This is a genomic window from Vibrio sp. 10N.286.52.C3, from assembly GCF_041468865.1.
Classification (GTDB): domain Bacteria; phylum Pseudomonadota; class Gammaproteobacteria; order Enterobacterales; family Vibrionaceae; genus Vibrio; species Vibrio crassostreae_C.
This window is the reverse complement of sequence record NZ_JBFRJM010000003.1, coordinates 22,430-41,246: the sequence shown is the minus strand read 5'-3', so window position 1 is coordinate 41,246 and position 18,817 is coordinate 22,430. Positions and strand designations below refer to the sequence as shown.

The 18,817-nt window shown below is 44.2% G+C and carries 17 protein-coding genes; 13 read left to right on the top strand and 4 right to left on the bottom strand.

The annotated features are described in order from the left end of the window. Nucleotides 1-177: 177 nt before the first annotated feature. Nucleotides 178-1,272, top strand: coding sequence for an autoinducer 2-binding periplasmic protein LuxP (locus AB4138_RS01370; protein WP_029235787.1), 1,095 nt, complete (start codon nt 178-180; stop codon nt 1,270-1,272). Further along, nucleotides 1,272-3,854 carry a quorum-sensing autoinducer 2 sensor kinase/phosphatase LuxQ gene (gene luxQ / locus AB4138_RS01365; protein ID WP_372304747.1) on the top strand — a complete coding sequence of 861 codons (2,583 nt, stop codon included), beginning with the start codon at nt 1,272-1,274 and terminating at the stop codon, nt 3,852-3,854. The genes AB4138_RS01370 and luxQ overlap by 1 nt, the downstream gene beginning before the upstream one ends. Nucleotides 3,855-3,913: 59 nt before the next feature. On the opposite strand, the gene AB4138_RS01360 is transcribed toward luxQ, so the two are convergent. Then, entirely contained in the window at nt 3,914-4,573 is a 660-nt protein-coding gene (locus AB4138_RS01360) for a PilZ domain-containing protein (RefSeq protein WP_017066093.1), read from the bottom strand. Between the two features lie 194 nt (nt 4,574-4,767). On the opposite strand from AB4138_RS01360, the gene AB4138_RS01355 reads away from it, so the two are divergent. Then, a complete protein-coding gene (locus AB4138_RS01355; protein WP_017061764.1) occupies nt 4,768-5,118 on the top strand; it encodes a HopJ type III effector protein in 351 nt (116 codons plus the stop codon). A gap of 134 nt (nt 5,119-5,252) precedes the next feature. On the opposite strand, the gene AB4138_RS01350 is transcribed toward AB4138_RS01355, so the two are convergent. Then, nucleotides 5,253-5,561, bottom strand: a complete 309-nt coding sequence (locus AB4138_RS01350) for a DUF1289 domain-containing protein (protein WP_080582242.1) — start codon at nt 5,559-5,561, stop codon at nt 5,253-5,255. Nucleotides 5,562-5,721: 160 nt separating this feature from the next. Between AB4138_RS01350 and yegD the strand changes: the two genes are divergently transcribed. The 4 genes from yegD to AB4138_RS01330 all read left to right on the top strand — a co-directional run bounded on the left by yegD (nt 5,722) and on the right by AB4138_RS01330 (nt 10,385). After that, entirely contained in the window at nt 5,722-7,074 is a 1,353-nt protein-coding gene (gene yegD, locus AB4138_RS01345) for a molecular chaperone (RefSeq protein ID WP_372174464.1), read from the top strand. Nucleotides 7,075-7,566: 492 nt separating this feature from the next. Next, on the top strand, nt 7,567-8,625 hold the full coding sequence (locus AB4138_RS01340) for a porin (RefSeq protein ID WP_372175055.1): 1,059 nt from the start codon (nt 7,567-7,569) through the stop codon (nt 8,623-8,625). 344 nt (nt 8,626-8,969) lie between these two features. Next, a complete protein-coding gene (locus AB4138_RS01335) occupies nt 8,970-9,602 on the top strand; it encodes a fumarylacetoacetate hydrolase family protein (protein ID WP_017071641.1) in 633 nt (210 codons plus the stop codon). Nucleotides 9,603-9,752: 150 nt separating this feature from the next. After that, nucleotides 9,753-10,385 (top strand): LysE family translocator, encoded by a 633-nt coding sequence (locus AB4138_RS01330; protein WP_372175056.1) that lies wholly within the window; start codon nt 9,753-9,755, stop codon nt 10,383-10,385. Nucleotides 10,386-10,492: 107 nt separating this feature from the next. Here the strand turns inward: AB4138_RS01330 and AB4138_RS01325 are convergent, their stop codons facing one another. Continuing rightward, nucleotides 10,493-12,199 (bottom strand): phospho-sugar mutase, encoded by a 1,707-nt coding sequence (locus AB4138_RS01325; RefSeq protein ID WP_372304744.1) that lies wholly within the window; start codon nt 12,197-12,199, stop codon nt 10,493-10,495. Between the two features lie 454 nt (nt 12,200-12,653). On the opposite strand from AB4138_RS01325, the gene coxB reads away from it, so the two are divergent. Genes coxB through AB4138_RS01305 form a run of 4 tightly spaced genes read left to right on the top strand, consistent with a single transcriptional unit; the run spans nt 12,654 to nt 17,072 of the window. Next, nucleotides 12,654-13,856: a cytochrome c oxidase subunit II gene (gene coxB / locus AB4138_RS01320; protein WP_372129994.1), complete on the top strand. Its 1,203-nt coding sequence runs from the start codon at nt 12,654-12,656 to the stop codon at nt 13,854-13,856. Then, nucleotides 13,853-15,514, top strand: coding sequence for a cytochrome c oxidase subunit I (ctaD, locus tag AB4138_RS01315; RefSeq protein ID WP_048612910.1), 1,662 nt, complete (start codon nt 13,853-13,855; stop codon nt 15,512-15,514). The genes coxB and ctaD overlap by 4 nt, the downstream gene beginning before the upstream one ends. Nucleotides 15,515-15,525: 11 nt before the next feature. Beyond that, nucleotides 15,526-16,149, top strand: a complete 624-nt coding sequence (locus tag AB4138_RS01310; protein ID WP_372304742.1) for a cytochrome c oxidase assembly protein — start codon at nt 15,526-15,528, stop codon at nt 16,147-16,149. A 38-nt stretch (nt 16,150-16,187) separates the two neighbouring features. Continuing rightward, nucleotides 16,188-17,072: a cytochrome c oxidase subunit 3 gene (locus AB4138_RS01305; protein WP_009845661.1), complete on the top strand. Its 885-nt coding sequence runs from the start codon at nt 16,188-16,190 to the stop codon at nt 17,070-17,072. Nucleotides 17,073-17,091: 19 nt separating this feature from the next. Here the strand turns inward: AB4138_RS01305 and AB4138_RS01300 are convergent, their stop codons facing one another. Then, nucleotides 17,092-17,322, bottom strand: coding sequence for a DUF2909 family protein (locus tag AB4138_RS01300; RefSeq protein ID WP_372304740.1), 231 nt, complete (start codon nt 17,320-17,322; stop codon nt 17,092-17,094). On the opposite strand from AB4138_RS01300, the gene AB4138_RS01295 reads away from it, so the two are divergent. Further along, nucleotides 17,210-18,151 carry an SURF1 family protein gene (locus tag AB4138_RS01295; protein ID WP_372304739.1) on the top strand — a complete coding sequence of 314 codons (942 nt, stop codon included), beginning with the start codon at nt 17,210-17,212 and terminating at the stop codon, nt 18,149-18,151. The two genes, AB4138_RS01300 and AB4138_RS01295, sit on opposite strands and share 113 nt — an antisense overlap. Nucleotides 18,152-18,199: 48 nt before the next feature. Then, nucleotides 18,200-18,808: a hypothetical protein gene (locus AB4138_RS01290; protein WP_372304737.1), complete on the top strand. Its 609-nt coding sequence runs from the start codon at nt 18,200-18,202 to the stop codon at nt 18,806-18,808. Nucleotides 18,809-18,817: the final 9 nt, after the last annotated feature.

Sequence of the window (18,817 nt, the reverse complement as noted above, 5' to 3'; positions counted from 1 at the left end):
TGTTCTTAATCTCCATTCCAAATTAACATATTGCTCATTTAGAATGTCGTTCTAATTAGTGTTAGACGCTATCATTTATCATCGTTGTCCTACATAATATCCATTAGCCATACAAAGAGATGGTGTCATGCTAGGTTAAAAAATGAGCCAAAGTAGCTCATATAAAACGAGAAAAATATGAAACGTTTATTGATGTTGTTTGGACTTGCCGTATTTTCTGCGTCCGCTCTTTCCCATGGTACTCATGTCCTCAATAGGTACTGGGAATACCAAGATTATCTTTCCACTTTTCCAGAACAAAGAGCATTGACCGATAAAATGGTCGAGGCTGTACAAAATCACCCTGTGCCACTGAGAAGAATCCAAGACGAACCAATTACGATTTCCGTGGTGTATCCGGGCCAACAGATCTCGGATTACTGGGTTCGTAATATTCAAGCTTTTGAGAAGCGTCTCGATAGGCTGAAGATCCGCTACCAAATAAATCAAGTATTTACCCGTATTAATGCCGATCTCGCGCAGCAGAGTATTTCGTTGCAAGAAGCGATTGAAAACAAGACGGATTATTTGATTTTCACGCTAGATACCACGCGCCACCGCAAGTTTATCGAGCACGTGTTGACCTCTACAGACACCAAACTGATTCTTCAAAATATCACGACGCCAGTGCGAGCTTGGGCAGATAGACAGCCATTTATGTATGTGGGTTTTGACCATGCGACAGGCAGCTTAAAACTGGCGGACTATTTTAAACAAGTAAGTCCGCCAGACAGTAAGTATTCTGTTTTGTATTACTCACAAGGCTATATCAGTGATGCGCGTGGAGATACTTTTATCCATGAAGTGAATACGGTTACCAACTTTACCCTTAAGTCTTCGTTTTACACAAAATCAAACAAAGACAGTGGCTACCAAGCGGCTAAAATCAGCATAGAGAACGATAAGGATCTAGACTTTATCTATGCATGTTCAACGGATGTCGCTCTCGGTGCAATGGAAGCGATTCGTGAATCGGGCCAAGACATCTTAGTGAATGGTTGGGGAGGCGGCTCTGCTGAACTTGAAGCCATTGCAAGGGGCGACCTAGATGTTACTGTCATGCGTATGAACGACGATACAGGCATTGCAATGGCAGAGGCGATCAAGTGGGATCTAGCCGGTTTGGAAGTGCCTACCGTTTACTCTGGTGAATTTGAAATTGTCACCAAGGAAGATTCCCCAGAACGTATTTCAGAACTTAAACAGCGAGCATTTAGGTACTCAGGTCACTAATGAAGAAAAGTTACGCCAGTACACCTAGAAACACTTTAGCTAGACTCATTACGCGTATCGTTATTTTGGTGATAGGCGTGATGGCACTTGGCGTGCTTATTCATAATTATGAAACCAGCAGTAATATCGTACAGCAAGAGACGAATAGAACGGTACAGCAAACCTCAAGCCTGATCCAAAACATGTTTGATTATCGTTTGTCGGTGCTGCAAATCCATCAAGACAGTAGCTCACACAGTGAAACTCTCAGAGAGTACTTTGATACGGGTAATGACGAGACTCTGAGCTACTTTTTCTTTGGTGTTGACCAACGTGAACCGGATCATGCACCAGATTTACGCTTTGTCTCAACCCACGATGGTTTGGCTTGGGAAGACGGCAACAGTCAATTTTATGGTTTGGATGAGTCCAACTTAAAGCATATTTCTGATGAGGTTTCGTTCAGCAGTAATTGGCATTTTATTAAACTGAGGACAGATATAGGTAAGCGTCACTTGTTGGCTCGCCGTACCCCTATTGTTGATAACGCTACTGGGGAAGTCCTTGGTCAACTCTATATCGCCATTGTGCTTGACAACAACTTCTCTTTGGCTGAGTCAATCCAACAGGGCAGTAATAGCGAAAATATCGTGATTGAAGCGCACGGTACACCGGTGACATCGACATTCAGTGGTGATGAAAGCTACACCATTACTGACATCCTCAATTACCAAATGTACGAACAGTTGCCGCGTCATTTCGTTACCATCGCAACCATTAAGATTAATGCTGTTGAAACTCCTTTAATCATTCGAGCTGTTCAAAAAAATAATAATTTCATTGCGTTAGAAGAGAATTATCAGCGTGCGATCATCGTGGTGATTGTGGTGATTGTGGTGATCATATTGATGTCTTTTTTTGCTCGAACTTGGATTCAAAAGAGAGTCTCAGCCGAGCTTGATAAGCTAATGGACTTTACTCGTTCGGCAAGTGCTAGCGAAAAGTACAACAAGTTCGATGGCTCTAACATTTTCGAATTTCATCATATTGGTTGTACTCTTGAAGACACCTTTGAGCGCTTATCTGAACAGAATCAAAAATTCCAAGATCTCTTTAACTTTGCTCATTCGCCTATCTTAGTTTGGTCTGAAAAAGGCGATTTGATTCAGATGAACCCCGCCGCTCGCATGGCGTTGTTCGATGCTGATGACAATTATGGTCCAATTGCCCAAGAGTTTGAGCAGCGAATGCTGCCTAATATTCAAATGGTGGTTCAGGGTTCTAAACTGACGGGTATTAACGTACCCATTGGTGAAAAGGTGTTTCGTTGGAACATGTCTGCTATTCGCGTGGAACACGGCATCACAGGAGTGGTGGTACAAGGGCAAGATATTACTAAGCTAATCGAGGCGGAAAGACAGGCTGATCGAGCAAGAGAAGAAGCTGAGCATCTTGCGAATGTGCGAGCAGACTTCTTAGCTAAGATGAGTCATGAGATTCGCACGCCGCTCAACGGTATTCTCGGTGTGTCTCAGCTGCTCAAGCGCTCTATGCACAATGAAGATAATCGCGAGCAGGTGGATGTACTGTGTAATAGTGCGGAACATTTACTGGCGGTACTTAACGATATCTTGGACTTCTCAAAGATTGAGCAAGGGCAGTTTAATATTCAAAAGAAAGACTTCCGTTTAGGGGAGTTAGTTAATACCTTAGACAGCATCTATCGACCGCTGTGTGAAGATAAATCCGTCGAATTTACCATTGTGAATCACTTGGTTGATGACATTGAAATCAATACCGACCAAGTACGCCTCAATCAGATCATGTTTAATCTGTTGAGTAATGCTTTTAAATTCACTCATCAAGGCGGTATCTCCGTCAGCTTTGAGCTCGAGAGTATCTTTAACTCCGATCACGCCAGCTTGATCGTTCGAGTGAAAGATTCTGGCATTGGTATTGATGAAAGCAAAATTGATGCTGTTTTTGAACCCTTTGTTCAAGCCGAAGAGACCACCACTCGTGAATATGGTGGCACTGGTTTAGGACTTACAATTGTAAAAAATCTGGTCGATATGCTGGAAGGGGACATTCAAGTCCGCAGCGTGATAGGTCAAGGCTCAGAGTTCACGATAGAAATTCCTGTAGTCGTACACGCCAAGCCGCTATTAGTCGATGCTAAGCAACAAGCTGAGGTTGAGCCAGAGGCGTTGTTTAGTCGACCTTTGAATGTGTTGCTGGTGGAAGACAATCACACCAACGCCTTTATTGCTCAGGCTTTCTGTAAGAAATATGGCATGGTCGTCACCTGGGTAAAAGATGGCTTAGAAGCGATTGAGATGGCTAAGACGATTACCTATGACTTGATCTTGATGGATAACCAACTCCCTAATCTCGGTGGTGTTGAAACCACTCAGCAGCTAAGAGGTGAGATTGGTGTGTCAGCCCCTATTTATGCGTGTACCGCTGATGCTCAAGAGTCAACTAGAGACAGCTTTATGGCCGCAGGGGCGAATTACGTGATTGTAAAGCCGATTAAAGAAGAGTCGCTCCACCAAGCGTTTGTTCATTTCAAAAACTCATACTGGAATGACACAGAGCACTAGGCTTTAACTTAGTGCTCTTTAATGGAGTCTGTTGAAGAGAAGTAACTAATTTTCTGCCTTTATATCGAGCCAGCGACAAAGGCTTGTTCCAATAGCAGCGTTTTCAACTCATCACTCATATCTAGGTGTTCAGGGAATTGGATACCTAGCAGCCAGCCTTGTCTTTGCCTTTTCTTACTTACCACCTTGTAGACAAGATCGTCATCTAAGTACTCATTTAAGTCAGAATTAACTTTTATCTTCCAGCCGACATCAATATCTGATTGCTGGGTAAGATAGATACCGCACCCTGACGCTGAAAAGTCGACTAGTGTGGCATCCAGCGACAAGGTATCAAAAGTGACTTCACAGCTGAGACGTACTTTATACCTTTCGTGTTCACGAATAGGCTTGGTTGCAAAGTTTGAGGGTGGGCGAAGGAAGATTAGATGTGCTGGAGAGGTGATATGAGCCAGTACATTGGTTTTGAACGCGACAATGTGCCCAAGTTCGGTGTCGGTAATCGCACGAACAATAATATCAACGTTTGTGAGCTTTCTCAGCGTCAGTGCTTCTGTCGCTTTTTGCGTAAGCTCTAGGATGAGGTACTGATCTTCTTTGTGTCCGATATAAAGTGTACTGATCTGGATTGAGTCGTCTGGGCCAAATTCCAATACACCTGCTGTTTTTGTACCTGGCTTTAGGTATCTGAACAGTTCTAAGTTTTTATCTTTATGCATATTCGTTACTGAACAATGTTAATCGTTTGATAAAATAATATAACGCCCTGATAAAACTATGTCATTAGTTTCATTGAAGTAATTAGCAGCGTACAACAAAAAAGTGAATCGCTATCTCAAGTAAACAACGGCTTACTCTTGTCGTAAAACAAGATACACTGCTGACAGATATATACTTGATGGAGAAATAGTAAATGGAACTGGAAACCTTATTGAATACTCTGGCTGAAACCCCAGAGGCCGTGCAATTTGAAGATACAATGCAAGTGATCGAAGCTCACTATGATTTTTCTGAGCGCGAATTTCGCAATGGTGAGGTAGTGAACGCTGCAGGGCAGAATAATGGTTCGTGTAAGATTTTTGCTTTTGGTTTAGAGCAAGGCCTATCAGCAGAGCAAACACTTGCTTGTTTTGGTCAATTTTATCGTAACGACGTGCTAGGTTTTCCTGAGAACAGCGACCATCAAAATATTCGTAACTTTATGGTTCATGGCTGGAATGGTATCCAGTTTTCTCAGCCTGCGCTGGTTGCAAAAGTGAAGTAGACACTAACCAGGTAACGATTAGGTCGAAATTTAATCTCAGTATTTTGAAGCGAGAAAACAACCTCTCGCTTTTTTTGTCTATGTTGAACTGGCTAGTAACTTGCTATCCAGTAACTTACTAAATGGGCTCTAAACTACTGAACGGGCAGGGCAGACAAGCACTTACGACACATACAAACTCCAGCCTTTGGAATATCGCTAGTATCTCGTTTTTCTAACTCAAAACACCAACACGTCTCTTTGCCCGCACTGATATCGCATTGAGCTGGCTCATTACACTGTGGACATTGGTGAGTCGAACTCGCGCCACTAAGATTATCCATAACCGACGTTTGCTCTTCTTCAGATAAGCCTTTCCAACCTATAATTTCATCCATTGTTCGAAAGCAGCCACTACACATTCCGCCATTATTTTTACAAGCCGCTCGGCAAGGTGTTTTCATTTCTCTAACCTGTGATTCATTTGGGCTGAAATGTAGCATATTTGTTTCTTCTTGAAGAGCCGTTAAGCTAAGAAATTACTCAGTTAAATTTAGAAATGACCTCGTAATTTTTAGGCTTTTCATGTAGCATCTCGCCCCTTTTGTTGAGTGGGGGGATATTATGTTTATTGGATTTGATTATGGAACAGCGAACTGTTCTGTCGCGGCGATGGTTAATGGAGATCCAAGCCTGTTACCGCTAGAAGGTAACAACCACTATATTCCCTCAACCGTGTTTGCGCCTACTCGTGAGAGTGTTTCTGAACATCTATTCCGCCACTTGAATATCAAGCCGAGTGATGCGATCGGTGAGCAAGTACTACGACGTGCGATTGCGCTGAACAGAGAAGAGAGTATCGACTTAGTGCCAGAAGACATGGCATTTGGTCAGGCTGCGTTGGACTTATATTTAGAAGACCCTCGCGATGTTTATTATGTTAAGTCCCCTAAATCTTTCCTTGGCGCGAGTGGACTGCATGATGTGCAGGTGAGCTTTTTCGAAGATTTAGTGTGCGCCATGATGGCAAATATCAAGAATCAAGCCGAACTCACGACTCAAGAGCAGATCAAGCAAGCTGTTATCGGCCGACCAATTAACTTCCACGGTCGAGGTGGTGAAGAGGCGAACAGACAAGCTGAAGACATACTGTCTCGCGCAGCTAAGCGTGCCGGTTTCCTTGATATCGCTTTTCAATTTGAGCCCGTAGCCGCAGGCCTTGATTACGAAAGCACATTAACTGAAAACCAAACAGTATTGGTTGTTGATATTGGCGGTGGTACCACCGATTGCTCATTATTAGAAATGGGACCAACGTGGTCTGGTAAAGCGGATCGTACCCAGAGCTTGTTGGCACACAGTGGGCAAAGGGTAGGGGGGAATGACCTCGATATCTATCTTGCATTCAAACAACTGATGTCACCTTTTGGTATGGGCAGCAAAGGCATTTCGGGTATTGATATGCCACTGACTCAATTCTGGAACCCAATTGCGATTAATAATGTTGAAGCTCAAAAGAACTTCTATTCAAGAGAAAACCTAGCGGCATTAAAATTACTTCGTAAAGAAGCGTCAGAGCCTCAAAAGCTAGAACGTTTGATGAAGGTTTATCACGACACTTTGGGTTACGGTATTGTGCGTAGAGCGGAAGAGGCCAAGATTGCGCTGGCAGAATCCCCTCAATATCGTGCTGCGATTAATGTTGCCTCTGAACTGGTCGAGGTAGCTATCTCAGTCGAACAGATGGTTGAAGCGATTGAAACACCAAAGTCTAAGATGATTGAGTTGGTTAAAGAAGCGATTCAACAAGGCCAGAAAAAGCCAGACGTAATCTACATGACGGGTGGTTCCGCTCGATCACCGATACTTCGTGAAGCCGTACAACAAGCTGTGCCGAATGTACCGATTGTGAGTGGTAATTACTTCGGTTCAGTAACTGCAGGTTTAGCTCGTTGGGCTGAGGTTTGCTTCAAATAAGAGTTCAATGATGAGTTATGAAGGGCAACCAGTCGCTGATTGGTTGCCCTTTTTTTGTTTTTCTCTAATGAACTTTCTATTGAACGATTTTTCCTAGCTCATATTGGGATTTGTTTCACAAAGCTAAATATTTCAGCTGAGCTCTACGTGTTACAAAATGTTTCAAAGGCAAAGGCGAGCCTCTCGATGGTCTGATGAGTTACCTTGGGTTTAGATTTTTAATGCTTTTTTAGTGATTATAAAATCAAAAATAATCAAAGTATTTATCTCAAAGAATGAAAGGAGATCTCAGCAATTGTCGTGTTAATCAACTGTTTTAAAGGGTATTTTTGTTTTTTATAGTGCGATTTTTTTTATTTTATATATTTTAATGCAACTTTCTTGTCATTCGTATATTAGGGTTTGCCTACTTGTTAAATGCAGGTAACAACTTCTCCGTAAGCACGAGGTTGTTAGTGAATAACTCACCCAGTTACATAATGGACATGACAAATGAATAAGAAACTTTTAGCGCTAGCAATTTCTGGTGCAGTATTTGGTACACAGGCAGTTGCAGTAGAACTTTACAACGAAGACGGCACAACATTCTCTGTTGGCGGCCACGTTTCAGTTGCAGTTGGTGATGTAAACAGCGATGACCGCCTTAACAGCGACGACATCGGTGTAGAAACTGTTTCTCCACGTATCAACTTCGGTGCAACTCATGAACTTGGTAACGGCTTTACTGCTGATGCTAAAGGTGAATGGGCGCTAAACATGCTAGACGGTGGTGATCAGTCATTCACAACTCGTCTTGGTTACGTTGGCCTTTCTCACGACGATTATGGCCGTGCAGCAGTAGGTACTCAATGGGCACCTTACTACAACGTTGCTGGTGTTGCAGATATGCCAATCGCATTCGCGAATGACTTCATCTACGACGATCACGGTAACCTAGGTACTGGTCGTGGCGAAGAGATGGTGAGTTACGGCAATGCTATCGATTTTGGTAACGCTGGTTCTCTAAACGTAGGTGTTGCATGGCAAGGCCGCAAGACTGATAAAGTTTCAGATACAAACACAAACAAATACGGTAACCGTGCTCAAATTGCATTGAACTACGCAATTGCTGATTTCACAGCAAACTACGCATACAACACTGGTGATGTTACATTTGGTAACATTGGCGGTGGTTCTAAAACCGCTGATTCTAACGTAGTGAGTGCTACTTACGGTTCTTACGGTTCTGAAGGTCTATTCTTAGCTGGTGTTTATGCTATGAATAACTACATGAACTCAAGCGCTGGTGTTGCTTTAGAAGAGACAGTTGCAGTTGAATTACTTGCTTCTTACGCACTTTCTAACAGCCTGAACTTAAGCGTTAACTACGAAGCGGTAGAAGACGACAAGATGAGTGAAACAGTATTTGCTACAACTGCTCTACAAGCTGAGTACAACTTCACATCTCAGTTCGTAGGCTTTGCTGGTTACCAGTTCGACCTACAAGGTTCTGGCGTGTACAAAGAAAAAGCTGACGACCAGTGGCTACTTGGTGCTCGTTACTACCTATAAGTCGCAGACTAATTTAGCATAGTGTTTACTCCTTAAACTTACCTTTTAGGATACTGTCCTAGACACCATGCTAAGCCCTCTCAAGCCTTTTGGTTTGAGAGGGCTTCTTTCGTTCTATACGTATCTGTTTTAGCTTTTCCTTCATGCTCCCCAACTATTCATTTTATCTACGTAGCTATGGCTCTTGTCATCAGTTCTTATATGTCGCGATCTTCGGATAAAAGTATTTAAATCATTTAATTGAGCTAAAGATCAGAATTTAGAGATCGGTAATCATCTTGTCGAAGACTCTCATTTTATGATGCGCTAAACTCTGTTCTCTAAAAATAGTTCAGGGATAAACTATGAGCAGTGTTGTCGATCAGGAACAGCTGATGAATTCGAGACGAACAGCAACCCCAACAAAAGTACTGTGTGTTGGGCGTAACTATGTCGATCACATTGAAGAACTTAACAACGCGATCCCTGACTCTATGGTGGTGTTTAATAAACCAAGCACCAGCGTGACTTCCTCTCTTTCTTCGTTTCATCAAGAAGCGCTGCACTACGAAGCAGAGATCTGTTTTATTGTTGAAAACGGTGAATACTCTGCTGTGGGATTCGGCTTAGACCTTACCAAGCGTGAGTTGCAAAGCAGTTTAAAAGCCAAAGGTTTACCTTGGGAGCGTGCCAAAGCCTTTGATGGTTCCGCTGTCTTTAGTCGCTTTGTTCCCGTTGATAATTTTGATCTCTCTGACTTAAACCTAGAATTATTTATTAACTGTGTTCGTGTTCAGAAAGGACATGTTGAGCAGATGCTTTACTCTCCAAAAACTATCCTAGAAGAGCTGTCTTCTTATACCACCTTACTAGACGGCGATGTTGTGATGACAGGTACGCCAAAAGGTGTTGGGGCCGTACATCGAGGCGATATCTTCCTTGGTCGCCTAAAGTGTGGCGATACGACATTGATTGAGATCGAATGGGTAGCAAGTTAATTAGTCTTTTCTATTTAGTTAATAAATTGGCTTTGTCGCTTAATTTTGGTTTTTAATTCGATTAAATAAACGTCGAACAACTGATTGCATCTGGAAGGGTGTTAGTAATTGATATAAAATCCGCCTCCGTTTTTATCAATGCTGACCCTCATGATCGACTTAACCATTTTACCTGTCTACCTGACTGCCGTTGTTGCACTTCTTCTTTTACCTGGCCCTGATATGTTACTGATTGCGAGTTCAAGCATGAGCTATGGCCGTAAGGTCGGCGTGTTTGCAAGCCTAGGTAATGCGACTTCTGGAATCATTCTGACAGTATTAGCGGCCATGGGTGTATCAGCGTTGATCGCAATGAGCCCAATAGCGCTTAAAGCTCTCCATTTGTTAGGCGGCGCGTACTTGTTGAAGATGGGTTGGGATTGCCTGCGAACAGAGCAGGGTAATGCGCCGGAGTTAAACGATAATTTTGCTGCAAAAGCCTATTATCAACGAGCGCTGATCAGCAACCTGCTTAACCCTAAAGCCTTGGTTTTCTTTGTGATGTTTCTGCCTCAGTTTGTGTCGACGAATATTGAAGCGACTTCCGGTCAGCAGATGCTTGTTCTGGGTTTATTACTGAATTTTCTCGGCTTAACGTTTAACTTTTTGCTGGTGGCGTTAGTGGGTACGATTGGTAAATCTCTCGTAGAAAACGCGAAGTTTCGTACCTATCAACAGAAAGTCATGGGCGGAGTTTTCATCGTGTTAGCTATCTGGATGTTGTCTTCTTTCTTTACTTCGTAGACGAATCAAATCAGACATCTTCTCGTGGTTAGCCGCTGAGACAAAAATGGACGCTACGAGCGTCCATTTTTTATATTTAACCGTTACATGTTGAACGCGCTAAATCGCTATGAATTCAACTCTTGTTGGTGTTGTTCAATCAGTTTCTCCATGTACTTCTCACCGCGCAGGCGAGTGTCTTCGTAGGTTTCTGTCCCTTCAAATTTTGTCACCGTCTCATAGTAGACCTTAACTTTTGGCTCAGTACCGGAAGGTCTTACGATAATGCGTGAACCATCTTCGAGATGATAGATGAGTACGTCACTTGCAGGCAGGTTAATGGCTTCAGTATTGCCTCCAATGACGAAGCGTAAAGAAGACTGCAAATCTTCAATTACAGAGATAGCGACACCGTTGATTGCTTTAGGCTGTGCCGAGCGGAGCTTAGAACCAATCGATGGTGAATCTGGGTCAAGCGCGATACTGCGTTGTGCGTTGGTGTGTACACCATGTTCCAACGATATCTGAGCAAGAAGATCCCAGACCGTTCGACCTTGAGATTTGAGCTCTTCAACCAGTTGAGCGAAAACAACGATGGCAGACAGCCCATCCTTGTCCCGTACTTGAGTACCAATTGTGTAGCCTAGCGCTTCTTCATAGGCAAACAAGAACTCGTTCTGATCATCTTCTAATTGCATGCCAATATTCGCCAACCATTTAAAACCTGTCAGCGTTTGGAAATAAGTCGCACCATGAGATTGAGCCACTTTTTCAAGTAAGGTTGAAGATACGATACTGTTACCAACTAATTGGTTTTTGGTATGCGGCTTTGAGAGTAGATAATGAGCGAATAGCACGCCGACTTGGTCACCTGTTAGCATTTTGTAAGAGCCATCATCTGTTCTCACTGCAACCGCAAATCGGTCTGCATCTGGATCGTTGGCACAAGCAATGTCGGCATCGACACTTTTGGCTAGGTTAACCACCAGATCCATCGCGCCTTTTTCTTCCGGATTCGGGAAGTTGACGGTCGGGAAGTTACCATCGGGCTCTCTTTGTTCTGCAACGCTGAATACCTTATGGAAACCAGAATCATGAAGTAGATCCTCAGCCATTTGTGCGCCGACACCATGCATTGCGGTATAGGTGATGGTGGTGTTCGCCGATTCGATCTCGTCACTCACGTATGGGCTCTGATTGATCGCAGCGCGGTAGGTTTGATAATAGCCTTCAGTTAACCACACCAACTTACCTTGCGTTTCAGCGTCACTTAGGCTCATTAAAGGGAGCGGCTTGGTTGATGCGATATCGATTTCAGCGGCAATACCCGCGTCGTGAGGAGGAATGATTTGAGCGCCATTCTCCCAGTACACTTTGAAACCATTGTATTCTGGTGGGTTGTGGCTGGCCGTCACCACAACGGCAGCTGCGGCGTTGAAGTGCTCAATACCAAAAGCAACGATAGGGGTCGCCGCGACGTTCGAGGTTAGATAAACCTTAATGCCTAAAGCCGTGAGTACGGAAGCGGTATCAATCGCGAACTGCTTTGAATCTAAACGGCCGTCATAACCGACGACCACACCGCGGATGGTCGCATTAGCGATATGTTCGATTAAGTAGTGGCCGAGCCCGGTTGCTGTTTCCTGTATGACTAAACGGTTCATTCGATTTGGGCCGCATCCAACTTTGCCTCTAAGTCCTGCCGTTCCGAACTCTAATCGTTGAGTAAAGCGGTCTTCAAGTTCGTCGTGCATTCCCTCATCGATGAGGTGTTGAAGTTCTTCACGAGTTCTTGGATCTGGGTCTCTCGCTAACCAATTCATTGCATCTTGCATAATCACTAAACCTATTAATGTCTGTATGACTTACCGTTGATTTAATTTAAGTGATATTAATTCTCATTTCCATGAAAGCAATCGTAAAACTCGATATAAAATAAATTCCAACGGCACGAGGGCACGTAGATTAAGCCACTTCAAATAATTGACTGTTTAGTAAGTAAACTTACCTTGAATAATTGGATATCACTAACTAGCCTTTTACATAAATATAACAAAATTTAACAAATTCGCCGTTTTTGAATCTTTCATGGAAACCTCCAACGCTTTTGAACCGTATTAGTTCTTGGGTTTATATGAGGTCAGTAGCCTGCTCACAGGCTAGTTCCATGTGAGTTGTAGATTGAGATTCAGCCTTTTCATGTGTAGCCGGAATAACAATGAATGTTGTCCAGTTCGCAACGACATTTAGGTCGCAAGTATCTAATTAGGAAGGACAAGGAGAGATCTTTTGAAAAGATTACTGGTTAGGCTAGCGTGGCTTTTGAAGAGTTTTGTTGTGCTTTTAGTATCGCCTTTAGTGCACGCTAGCAGTGATTACAACATGACTCAAGGCGTCACTGAGATCAGTGGTAAGGTGTATGAACTTCATATGCTGATCTTCTACATCTGTTGTGCGATTGCCTTTGTTGTTTTTGGTGTGATGTTTTATTCGATTTTGAGGCACAGGAAATCGAAGGGCGCAGTTGCTGCCCATTTTCACGAAAGCACGAAAGTCGAAATTCTTTGGACCATCATCCCTATCATCATTCTCATCGCTATGGCGATACCCGCCACCAAAACCTTAATAGCGATGGAAGATACCTCCCAATCAGATCTGACCGTTAAAATCACCGGGTCACAATGGAAATGGCATTACAGCTATTTTGGTGAAGACGTCGAATTTTTCAGCCTTCTAGCGACCAGTGACAAAGAGATTGAAGGCCTCGAAGTGAAAGGCGCGCATTACCTGCTAGAAGTTGATAAGCCGCTGGTACTGCCTGTAGACCGTAAAGTCCGTTTCTTGATGACTTCCGATGATGTGATTCACTCATGGTGGGTGCCAGCATTCGCCGTTAAGAAAGATACCATTCCGGGCTTTATTAATGAGGCTTGGACTAAGATAGATGAGCCCGGTGTGTACCGAGGGCAGTGTGCAGAGTTGTGTGGTCGTGCCCATGGTTTCATGCCGATCGTGGTGCATGCCATGGAAGAAGATGAGTTTGACGCATGGCTAGCGGAGCAGAAAGAGTTAGCGATAGCCGAACAACAAGCCGCAAAAGATGCATTAGATGCGTCACTTTCCTTGGCGGAGTTGAATACCATCGGTGAAGAGGTTTACAAAACTCGATGTGCGGTTTGTCACCAAGCAAACGGTGAGGGCATTCCTGGAGCATTCCCTGCCATCAAAGGAAGTCCTATTGCCCTTGGTGATGCGGATGTTCATATCGACACCATTGTTTATGGTCGTGGCGGTACGGCGATGCAAGCGTTCGATAATCAGTTAACTGAGAAAGAGATCGCAGCGGTAGTGACTTATCAACGAAACGCTTGGGGTAATGACACCGGCGATATTGTTCAGGCTTCAGATGTGAACGCTTATAAAGCCAAGCAAGAAGGCAGTTCTGAAAGCTCAACGGATGATGCACAAAATGATGCTAAGGATCAGTTATGAGTTCACCAATCAATAAGCCGGTGAAATCGGCTCCAGCAGAAGATCAAGTACTGAGCCATTCTGTGGAAGGCACCTTGGGCAATAATGATTTGCCTGTTGATGATCACGACTCACATGCGGCACCTAAAGGTTGGGCTCGTTGGCTGTATTCAACCAACCATAAAGACATCGGTACATTATATCTTTGGTTCAGTTTTGCAATGTTCTTAACCGGTGGCGCCATGGCGATGGTGATCCGTGCGGAGCTGTTCCAACCGGGTTTACAACTTGTTGAGCCAGATTTCTTCAATCAGATGACTACCGTCCATGGTTTAATCATGGTGTTTGGTGCCGTGATGCCAGCATTTACGGGTTTGGCTAACTGGATGATTCCGATGATGATCGGTGCACCAGATATGGCGCTGCCTAGAATGAACAACCTCAGTTTCTGGATCTTGCCTTTTGCGTTTCTAATCTTAATCGGATCTTTGTTTACAGAAGGGGGCGGCCCGAGTTTTGGTTGGACCTTTTATGCGCCACTCTCGACAACTTATGGCCCAGACAGTACCGCGCTATTCGTATTCTCAGTTCATATTATGGGGATCAGTTCGATCATGGGGGCGATTAACGTGATCGTAACCATAGTGAACATGCGCGCACCGGGCATGACTTGGTTCAAGCTACCGATGTTCGTATGGACTTGGTTAATTACCGCTTTCTTGCTGATAGCCGTGATGCCCGTGCTCGCCGGGGCTGTGACTATGGTACTGACTGACAAATACTTTGGGACTAGTTTCTTTGATGCCGCTGGTGGTGGGGACCCGGTGATGTTCCAGCACATATTCTGGTTCTTTGGGCACCCCGAAGTGTACATCATGATCTTACCGTCTTTTGGTATTGTGTCAGCCATCATTCCAGCATTCAGTGGTAAGCGCCTGTTTGGTTATCACTCGATGGTTTATGCGACCTGTAGTATCGCACTGTTGTCATTCTTGGTTTGGGCGCACCACATGTTCACCACGGGTATGCCAGTATTTGCTGAACTGTTCTTCATGTATTGCACCATGTTGATAGCGGTGCCGACCGGTGTGAAAGTCTTCAACTGGGTGGCGACCATGTGGCGGGGGGCTTTGACCTTTGAAACCCCAATGCTGTTTGCGATTGCCTTTATTGTTTTGTTTACGATTGGTGGGTTATCTGGATTGATGCTCGCTATCGTGCCAGCTGATTTCCAATATCACGATACTTATTTTGTTGTGGCGCACTTCCATTATGTTCTGGTAACAGGTGCCGTGTTCTCGATTATGGCTGCCGCCTATTATTGGCTGCCTAAGTGGACAGGGCATATGTACGACCACAAGCTCAGCCTATGGCACTTCTGGACGTCGGTGATTTCAGTCAATGTACTGTTCTTTCCTATGCACTTTTTAGGGCTAGCGGGTATGCCGCGTCGTATTCCTGATTATGCGATTCAGTTTGCTGACGTTAACCAAGTCGTGTCGATTGGTGGCTTTGCCTTTGGGTTGTCTCAGCTGATTTTCTTATGGCTAGCGATTAAGTGCGTAAGAGGGGGAGAACCTGCACCAAGCAAACCTTGGGATAGAGCTGAAGGTCTTGAATGGACAGTACCAAGCCCTGCGCCTCACCACACCTTTACTCACCCACCGAAAGTGGATTAGAGGACAGGACCATGAATGATAAGCAAAGCGATCAAGATAAAACCCAACCCAAGCGCCTGTCTAATAAGCGATCGACCAAAAAGCTGACGGGCTACTTGGTGTTGAGCGTGGTTGCGATGTTTGGCTTCGGTTTCGCTTTGGTGCCGCTCTACGATGTGATGTGTGAGGCCTTAGGGATCAATGGCAAAACTAATACTGTTTCAGCGGTGCAACCTCAGGGAATGCAGCCAGACTACTCTCGTTCGGTTCGAGTCGAATTCATGTCCCACATCAAGCCAGATATGCCATGGCAGTTTTCGCCTGAGGTTCGAGTGTTAGAGGTTCATCCTGGTGAGGTGGTTCAAACTAACTACATTGCCAAAAACCTTTCTGGATCCTCATTGGTCGGCCAAGCCGTACCATCGGTTTCTCCAGGTATGGGGGCAACTTATTTCAATAAGATGGAATGCTTTTGCTTTAATCAACAGCCATTGGACGGGCACAAGAGTGCCGAAATGGGATTGATATTTTACATTGAGCCAGATATTCCAGAATCGTTACATACGCTTACGCTCTCTTACACGTTATTCAATATCACGAATGAGGTGGGTGCAGCGGCCAATAAATCTGAGCCTAACGTACTCGCAAGTAACTAGGGATTTACAGAACCAGTATCAACATAAGGAGTTGAGCGATGAGTTCTAAAAAGGAAGTTTATTTCGTTCCACATCAAAGTCACTGGCCATTAGTGGGTGCTGTAGCGCTGTTTTTGGTCGCGGTTGGCGCTGGCTTGACGGTGCAAAACATGGGCACCGACGCCGCAGGTGGAGTATTTGGCAAAGCGGTGTTGTTAGTCGGGTTTGCAGTGCTGCTTTACATGCTCGCAGGTTGGTTTAGCAACGTGATCACAGAATCATTGAGTGGTCTCTATTCTGAGCAGATTTCTCGTTCTTTTAGACAAGGAATGAGTTGGTTTATTTTCTCCGAAATCATGTTCTTCGGCGCTTTCTTTGGCGCGCTTTTCTATGCTCGAATGATTTCTGTGCCTTGGATTGGTGGCGCGGGTAATAATGAAATGACCCATGAAGTATTGTGGCCGATGTTCCAATCAATATGGCCACTAACGACTACCCCTGATGGCGTAACGACACAAGCCATGCCTTGGCAAGGTATCCCGCTTAAGAACACCATTATTCTGCTGCTTTCCTCTGTGACGCTGCACATGGCACATATCAGTCTTGAACAAAATAAGCGTATGGCTTTGATCGTCTGGTTGGAGATAACCATTGTTCTGGCAGGCTTCTTCCTGTTCTTCCAAGTTGAAGAGTACCTTCACGCTTATCAAGAGATGGGGCTGACACTTCAGTCTGGTATCTATGGCAACACCTTCTTCTTGTTGACCGGATTCCATGGCTTGCATGTCTGTTTAGGAACGATCTTTTTGATTGTGTTGCTGGCAAGGGTTGCGAAAGACCATTTCACTCCGAAAGACCACTTTGCGTTTCAAGCGGGCAGTTGGTATTGGCACTTTGTTGATGTTGTTTGGTTAGGCCTGTTTGTATTTGTTTATGTGCTTTAACGGTTGAGCCTATAGGGGATTAATAGGGGCGAGGGTTGGGAGTTATCACTCCTGATCCCAAAGCAAGTAATAAAAGTAGCACGACAACGGCTGACCACATGACACGACGCCCCAAGAAGTGACTGAGCCTTTTTCCATTGTGTTTGCCCGAGGCGATTTGGATTAGACCTTTCATCAAATTGAAAGCGATAAAAAGCAGCAAAGCGACCAATACGACTTTAAATAACAGAACAAAGGTAGATGACGCCATAGTGATAACTCCAAACCGATTGATTGATGATGAACACAAGTTCCGCAGTAAAGGTTTTTGGATTGCGGTTGTTTTAACTGTGGTTTCAGTCGGCGCTTTAATCAAGTTAGGTTTGTGGCAACTCGATCGTGGTAACGAGAAATTACGTTATGAACAGCAATTAACAGAGAGAGCACAGCTATCGTCACAACCTTTAGGTGTCGTTATTTCTGAGTTGCGAGAGCTGGGTTTATCTGGTCAAGAGTCATTAAATCCTCAAACCCTAAACGGGGTGAAGGCTGATGTTGAATTAGTCAATACGAGTGGCTTGATACTCTTGTTAGACAACCAGATAAACCAAGGAACGGTAGGGTATGTGATTTACATGTTGGGTAAGGTTCGTCTTGAAGATGAAAACCAGTCCTTAGTGGCTGAAAAACAGTTGTTGATCGATCTTGGGTTTGTTCCGGCAAGTAATGACAGAAGAGAACTGCCGCAATTAGGAAGCATCACTGTACCAACCAAAATGTCAGGGCGCTTGTATACACGCTCAGTTAATCCTTTAAGTCATGAGTTGGGTTTAGAAAACACGGCACCGAATAGAATCCAAAACCTAAACATAGCAGCGTTATCAAAGTACACAGGGCAAGAAGTGCTGCCTTTTGTCTTCCAACCTCAGAGCTTAGATTCCTGGCCTTATGAGTTGTTATGGCGACCGACGGCGATGAAATCTGAGAAGCACTTTGGTTACTCGTTTCAATGGTTTGTAATGGCTGCTGTACTTCTGTTTTTGATGTTGTTGATTGGGTTCCAATATTTTAAGAAAAATAGCCACATCAATAAGAAGTAGGCACTTGAAATAGCGATTGAAAGGCAGCGCCTACAACAAGGAAGAAAGATGGATAAATCTCAAGTACAAATGAACAGGGAAAGTACCGATGCAAACATGGCCGAGCTTAAAAACCGAAGAACTAAGGGGCGTCTGGTATTAATCGGATTAGTTTTGATTTTTGCTTTGCCTGCGATTATTGCCAAAACCGTGTTGGACCAGAATTGGTACACCTCAGGTGTCACTAACTCCGGCGAATTGGTCGAACCAAGAACCACACTAGCGGATTTCGGCGTAACGGTACCCATGGCAGGAGAGGGTTGGGTTGTGGGTTATATCGCACCGATGGAGTGCGAAAGCTTGTGTGAACAACAGCTTCATTATTTGAATCAAAGCTACTTAGCGTTAGGGAAAAACAAAGAGCGAGTGACCGCCGTTGTTTTCGTCTCAGAAGGTAACTCGTTGTCGGGTTCGCTCAACAAGCCTGATTTATCTTTGTTAGCAGGTGGTGATCAATTAAGTACTGAGTTTGCACCAGCTTCCATTGTCATAATTGACCCACTCGGGCAATTGGTTATGGAATACAAAAGTGTTTCTGATCCTTCGCAGCTAGTCAGCCAATCTAAAGGCATGATTCATGATTTAAGAAAGCTACTCAAGCTGTCACGAGTTGGGTAGTTAATCAGC

Bases quoted from the DNA above. Each gene is read 5' to 3' on its own strand.
- AB4138_RS01370 (WP_029235787.1), top strand. From the start codon at position 178: ATGAAACGTTTATTGATGTTGTTTGGACTTGCCGTATTTTCTGCGTCC.
- luxQ (WP_372304747.1), top strand. From the start codon at position 1,272: ATGAAGAAAAGTTACGCCAGTACACCTAGAAACACTTTAGCTAGACTC.
- AB4138_RS01360 (WP_017066093.1), bottom strand. From the start codon at position 4,573: ATGCATAAAGATAAAAACTTAGAACTGTTCAGATACCTAAAGCCAGGT.
- AB4138_RS01355 (WP_017061764.1), top strand. From the start codon at position 4,768: ATGGAACTGGAAACCTTATTGAATACTCTGGCTGAAACCCCAGAGGCC.
- AB4138_RS01350 (WP_080582242.1), bottom strand. From the start codon at position 5,561: ATGAAAACACCTTGCCGAGCGGCTTGTAAAAATAATGGCGGAATGTGT.
- yegD (WP_372174464.1), top strand. From the start codon at position 5,722: ATGTTTATTGGATTTGATTATGGAACAGCGAACTGTTCTGTCGCGGCG.
- AB4138_RS01340 (WP_372175055.1), top strand. From the start codon at position 7,567: ATGAATAAGAAACTTTTAGCGCTAGCAATTTCTGGTGCAGTATTTGGT.
- AB4138_RS01335 (WP_017071641.1), top strand. From the start codon at position 8,970: ATGAGCAGTGTTGTCGATCAGGAACAGCTGATGAATTCGAGACGAACA.
- AB4138_RS01330 (WP_372175056.1), top strand. From the start codon at position 9,753: ATGATCGACTTAACCATTTTACCTGTCTACCTGACTGCCGTTGTTGCA.
- AB4138_RS01325 (WP_372304744.1), bottom strand. From the start codon at position 12,199: ATGCAAGATGCAATGAATTGGTTAGCGAGAGACCCAGATCCAAGAACT.
- ctaD (WP_048612910.1), top strand. From the start codon at position 13,853: ATGAGTTCACCAATCAATAAGCCGGTGAAATCGGCTCCAGCAGAAGAT.
- AB4138_RS01310 (WP_372304742.1), top strand. From the start codon at position 15,526: ATGAATGATAAGCAAAGCGATCAAGATAAAACCCAACCCAAGCGCCTG.
- AB4138_RS01305 (WP_009845661.1), top strand. From the start codon at position 16,188: ATGAGTTCTAAAAAGGAAGTTTATTTCGTTCCACATCAAAGTCACTGG.
- AB4138_RS01300 (WP_372304740.1), bottom strand. From the start codon at position 17,322: ATGGCGTCATCTACCTTTGTTCTGTTATTTAAAGTCGTATTGGTCGCT.
- AB4138_RS01290 (WP_372304737.1), top strand. From the start codon at position 18,200: ATGGATAAATCTCAAGTACAAATGAACAGGGAAAGTACCGATGCAAAC.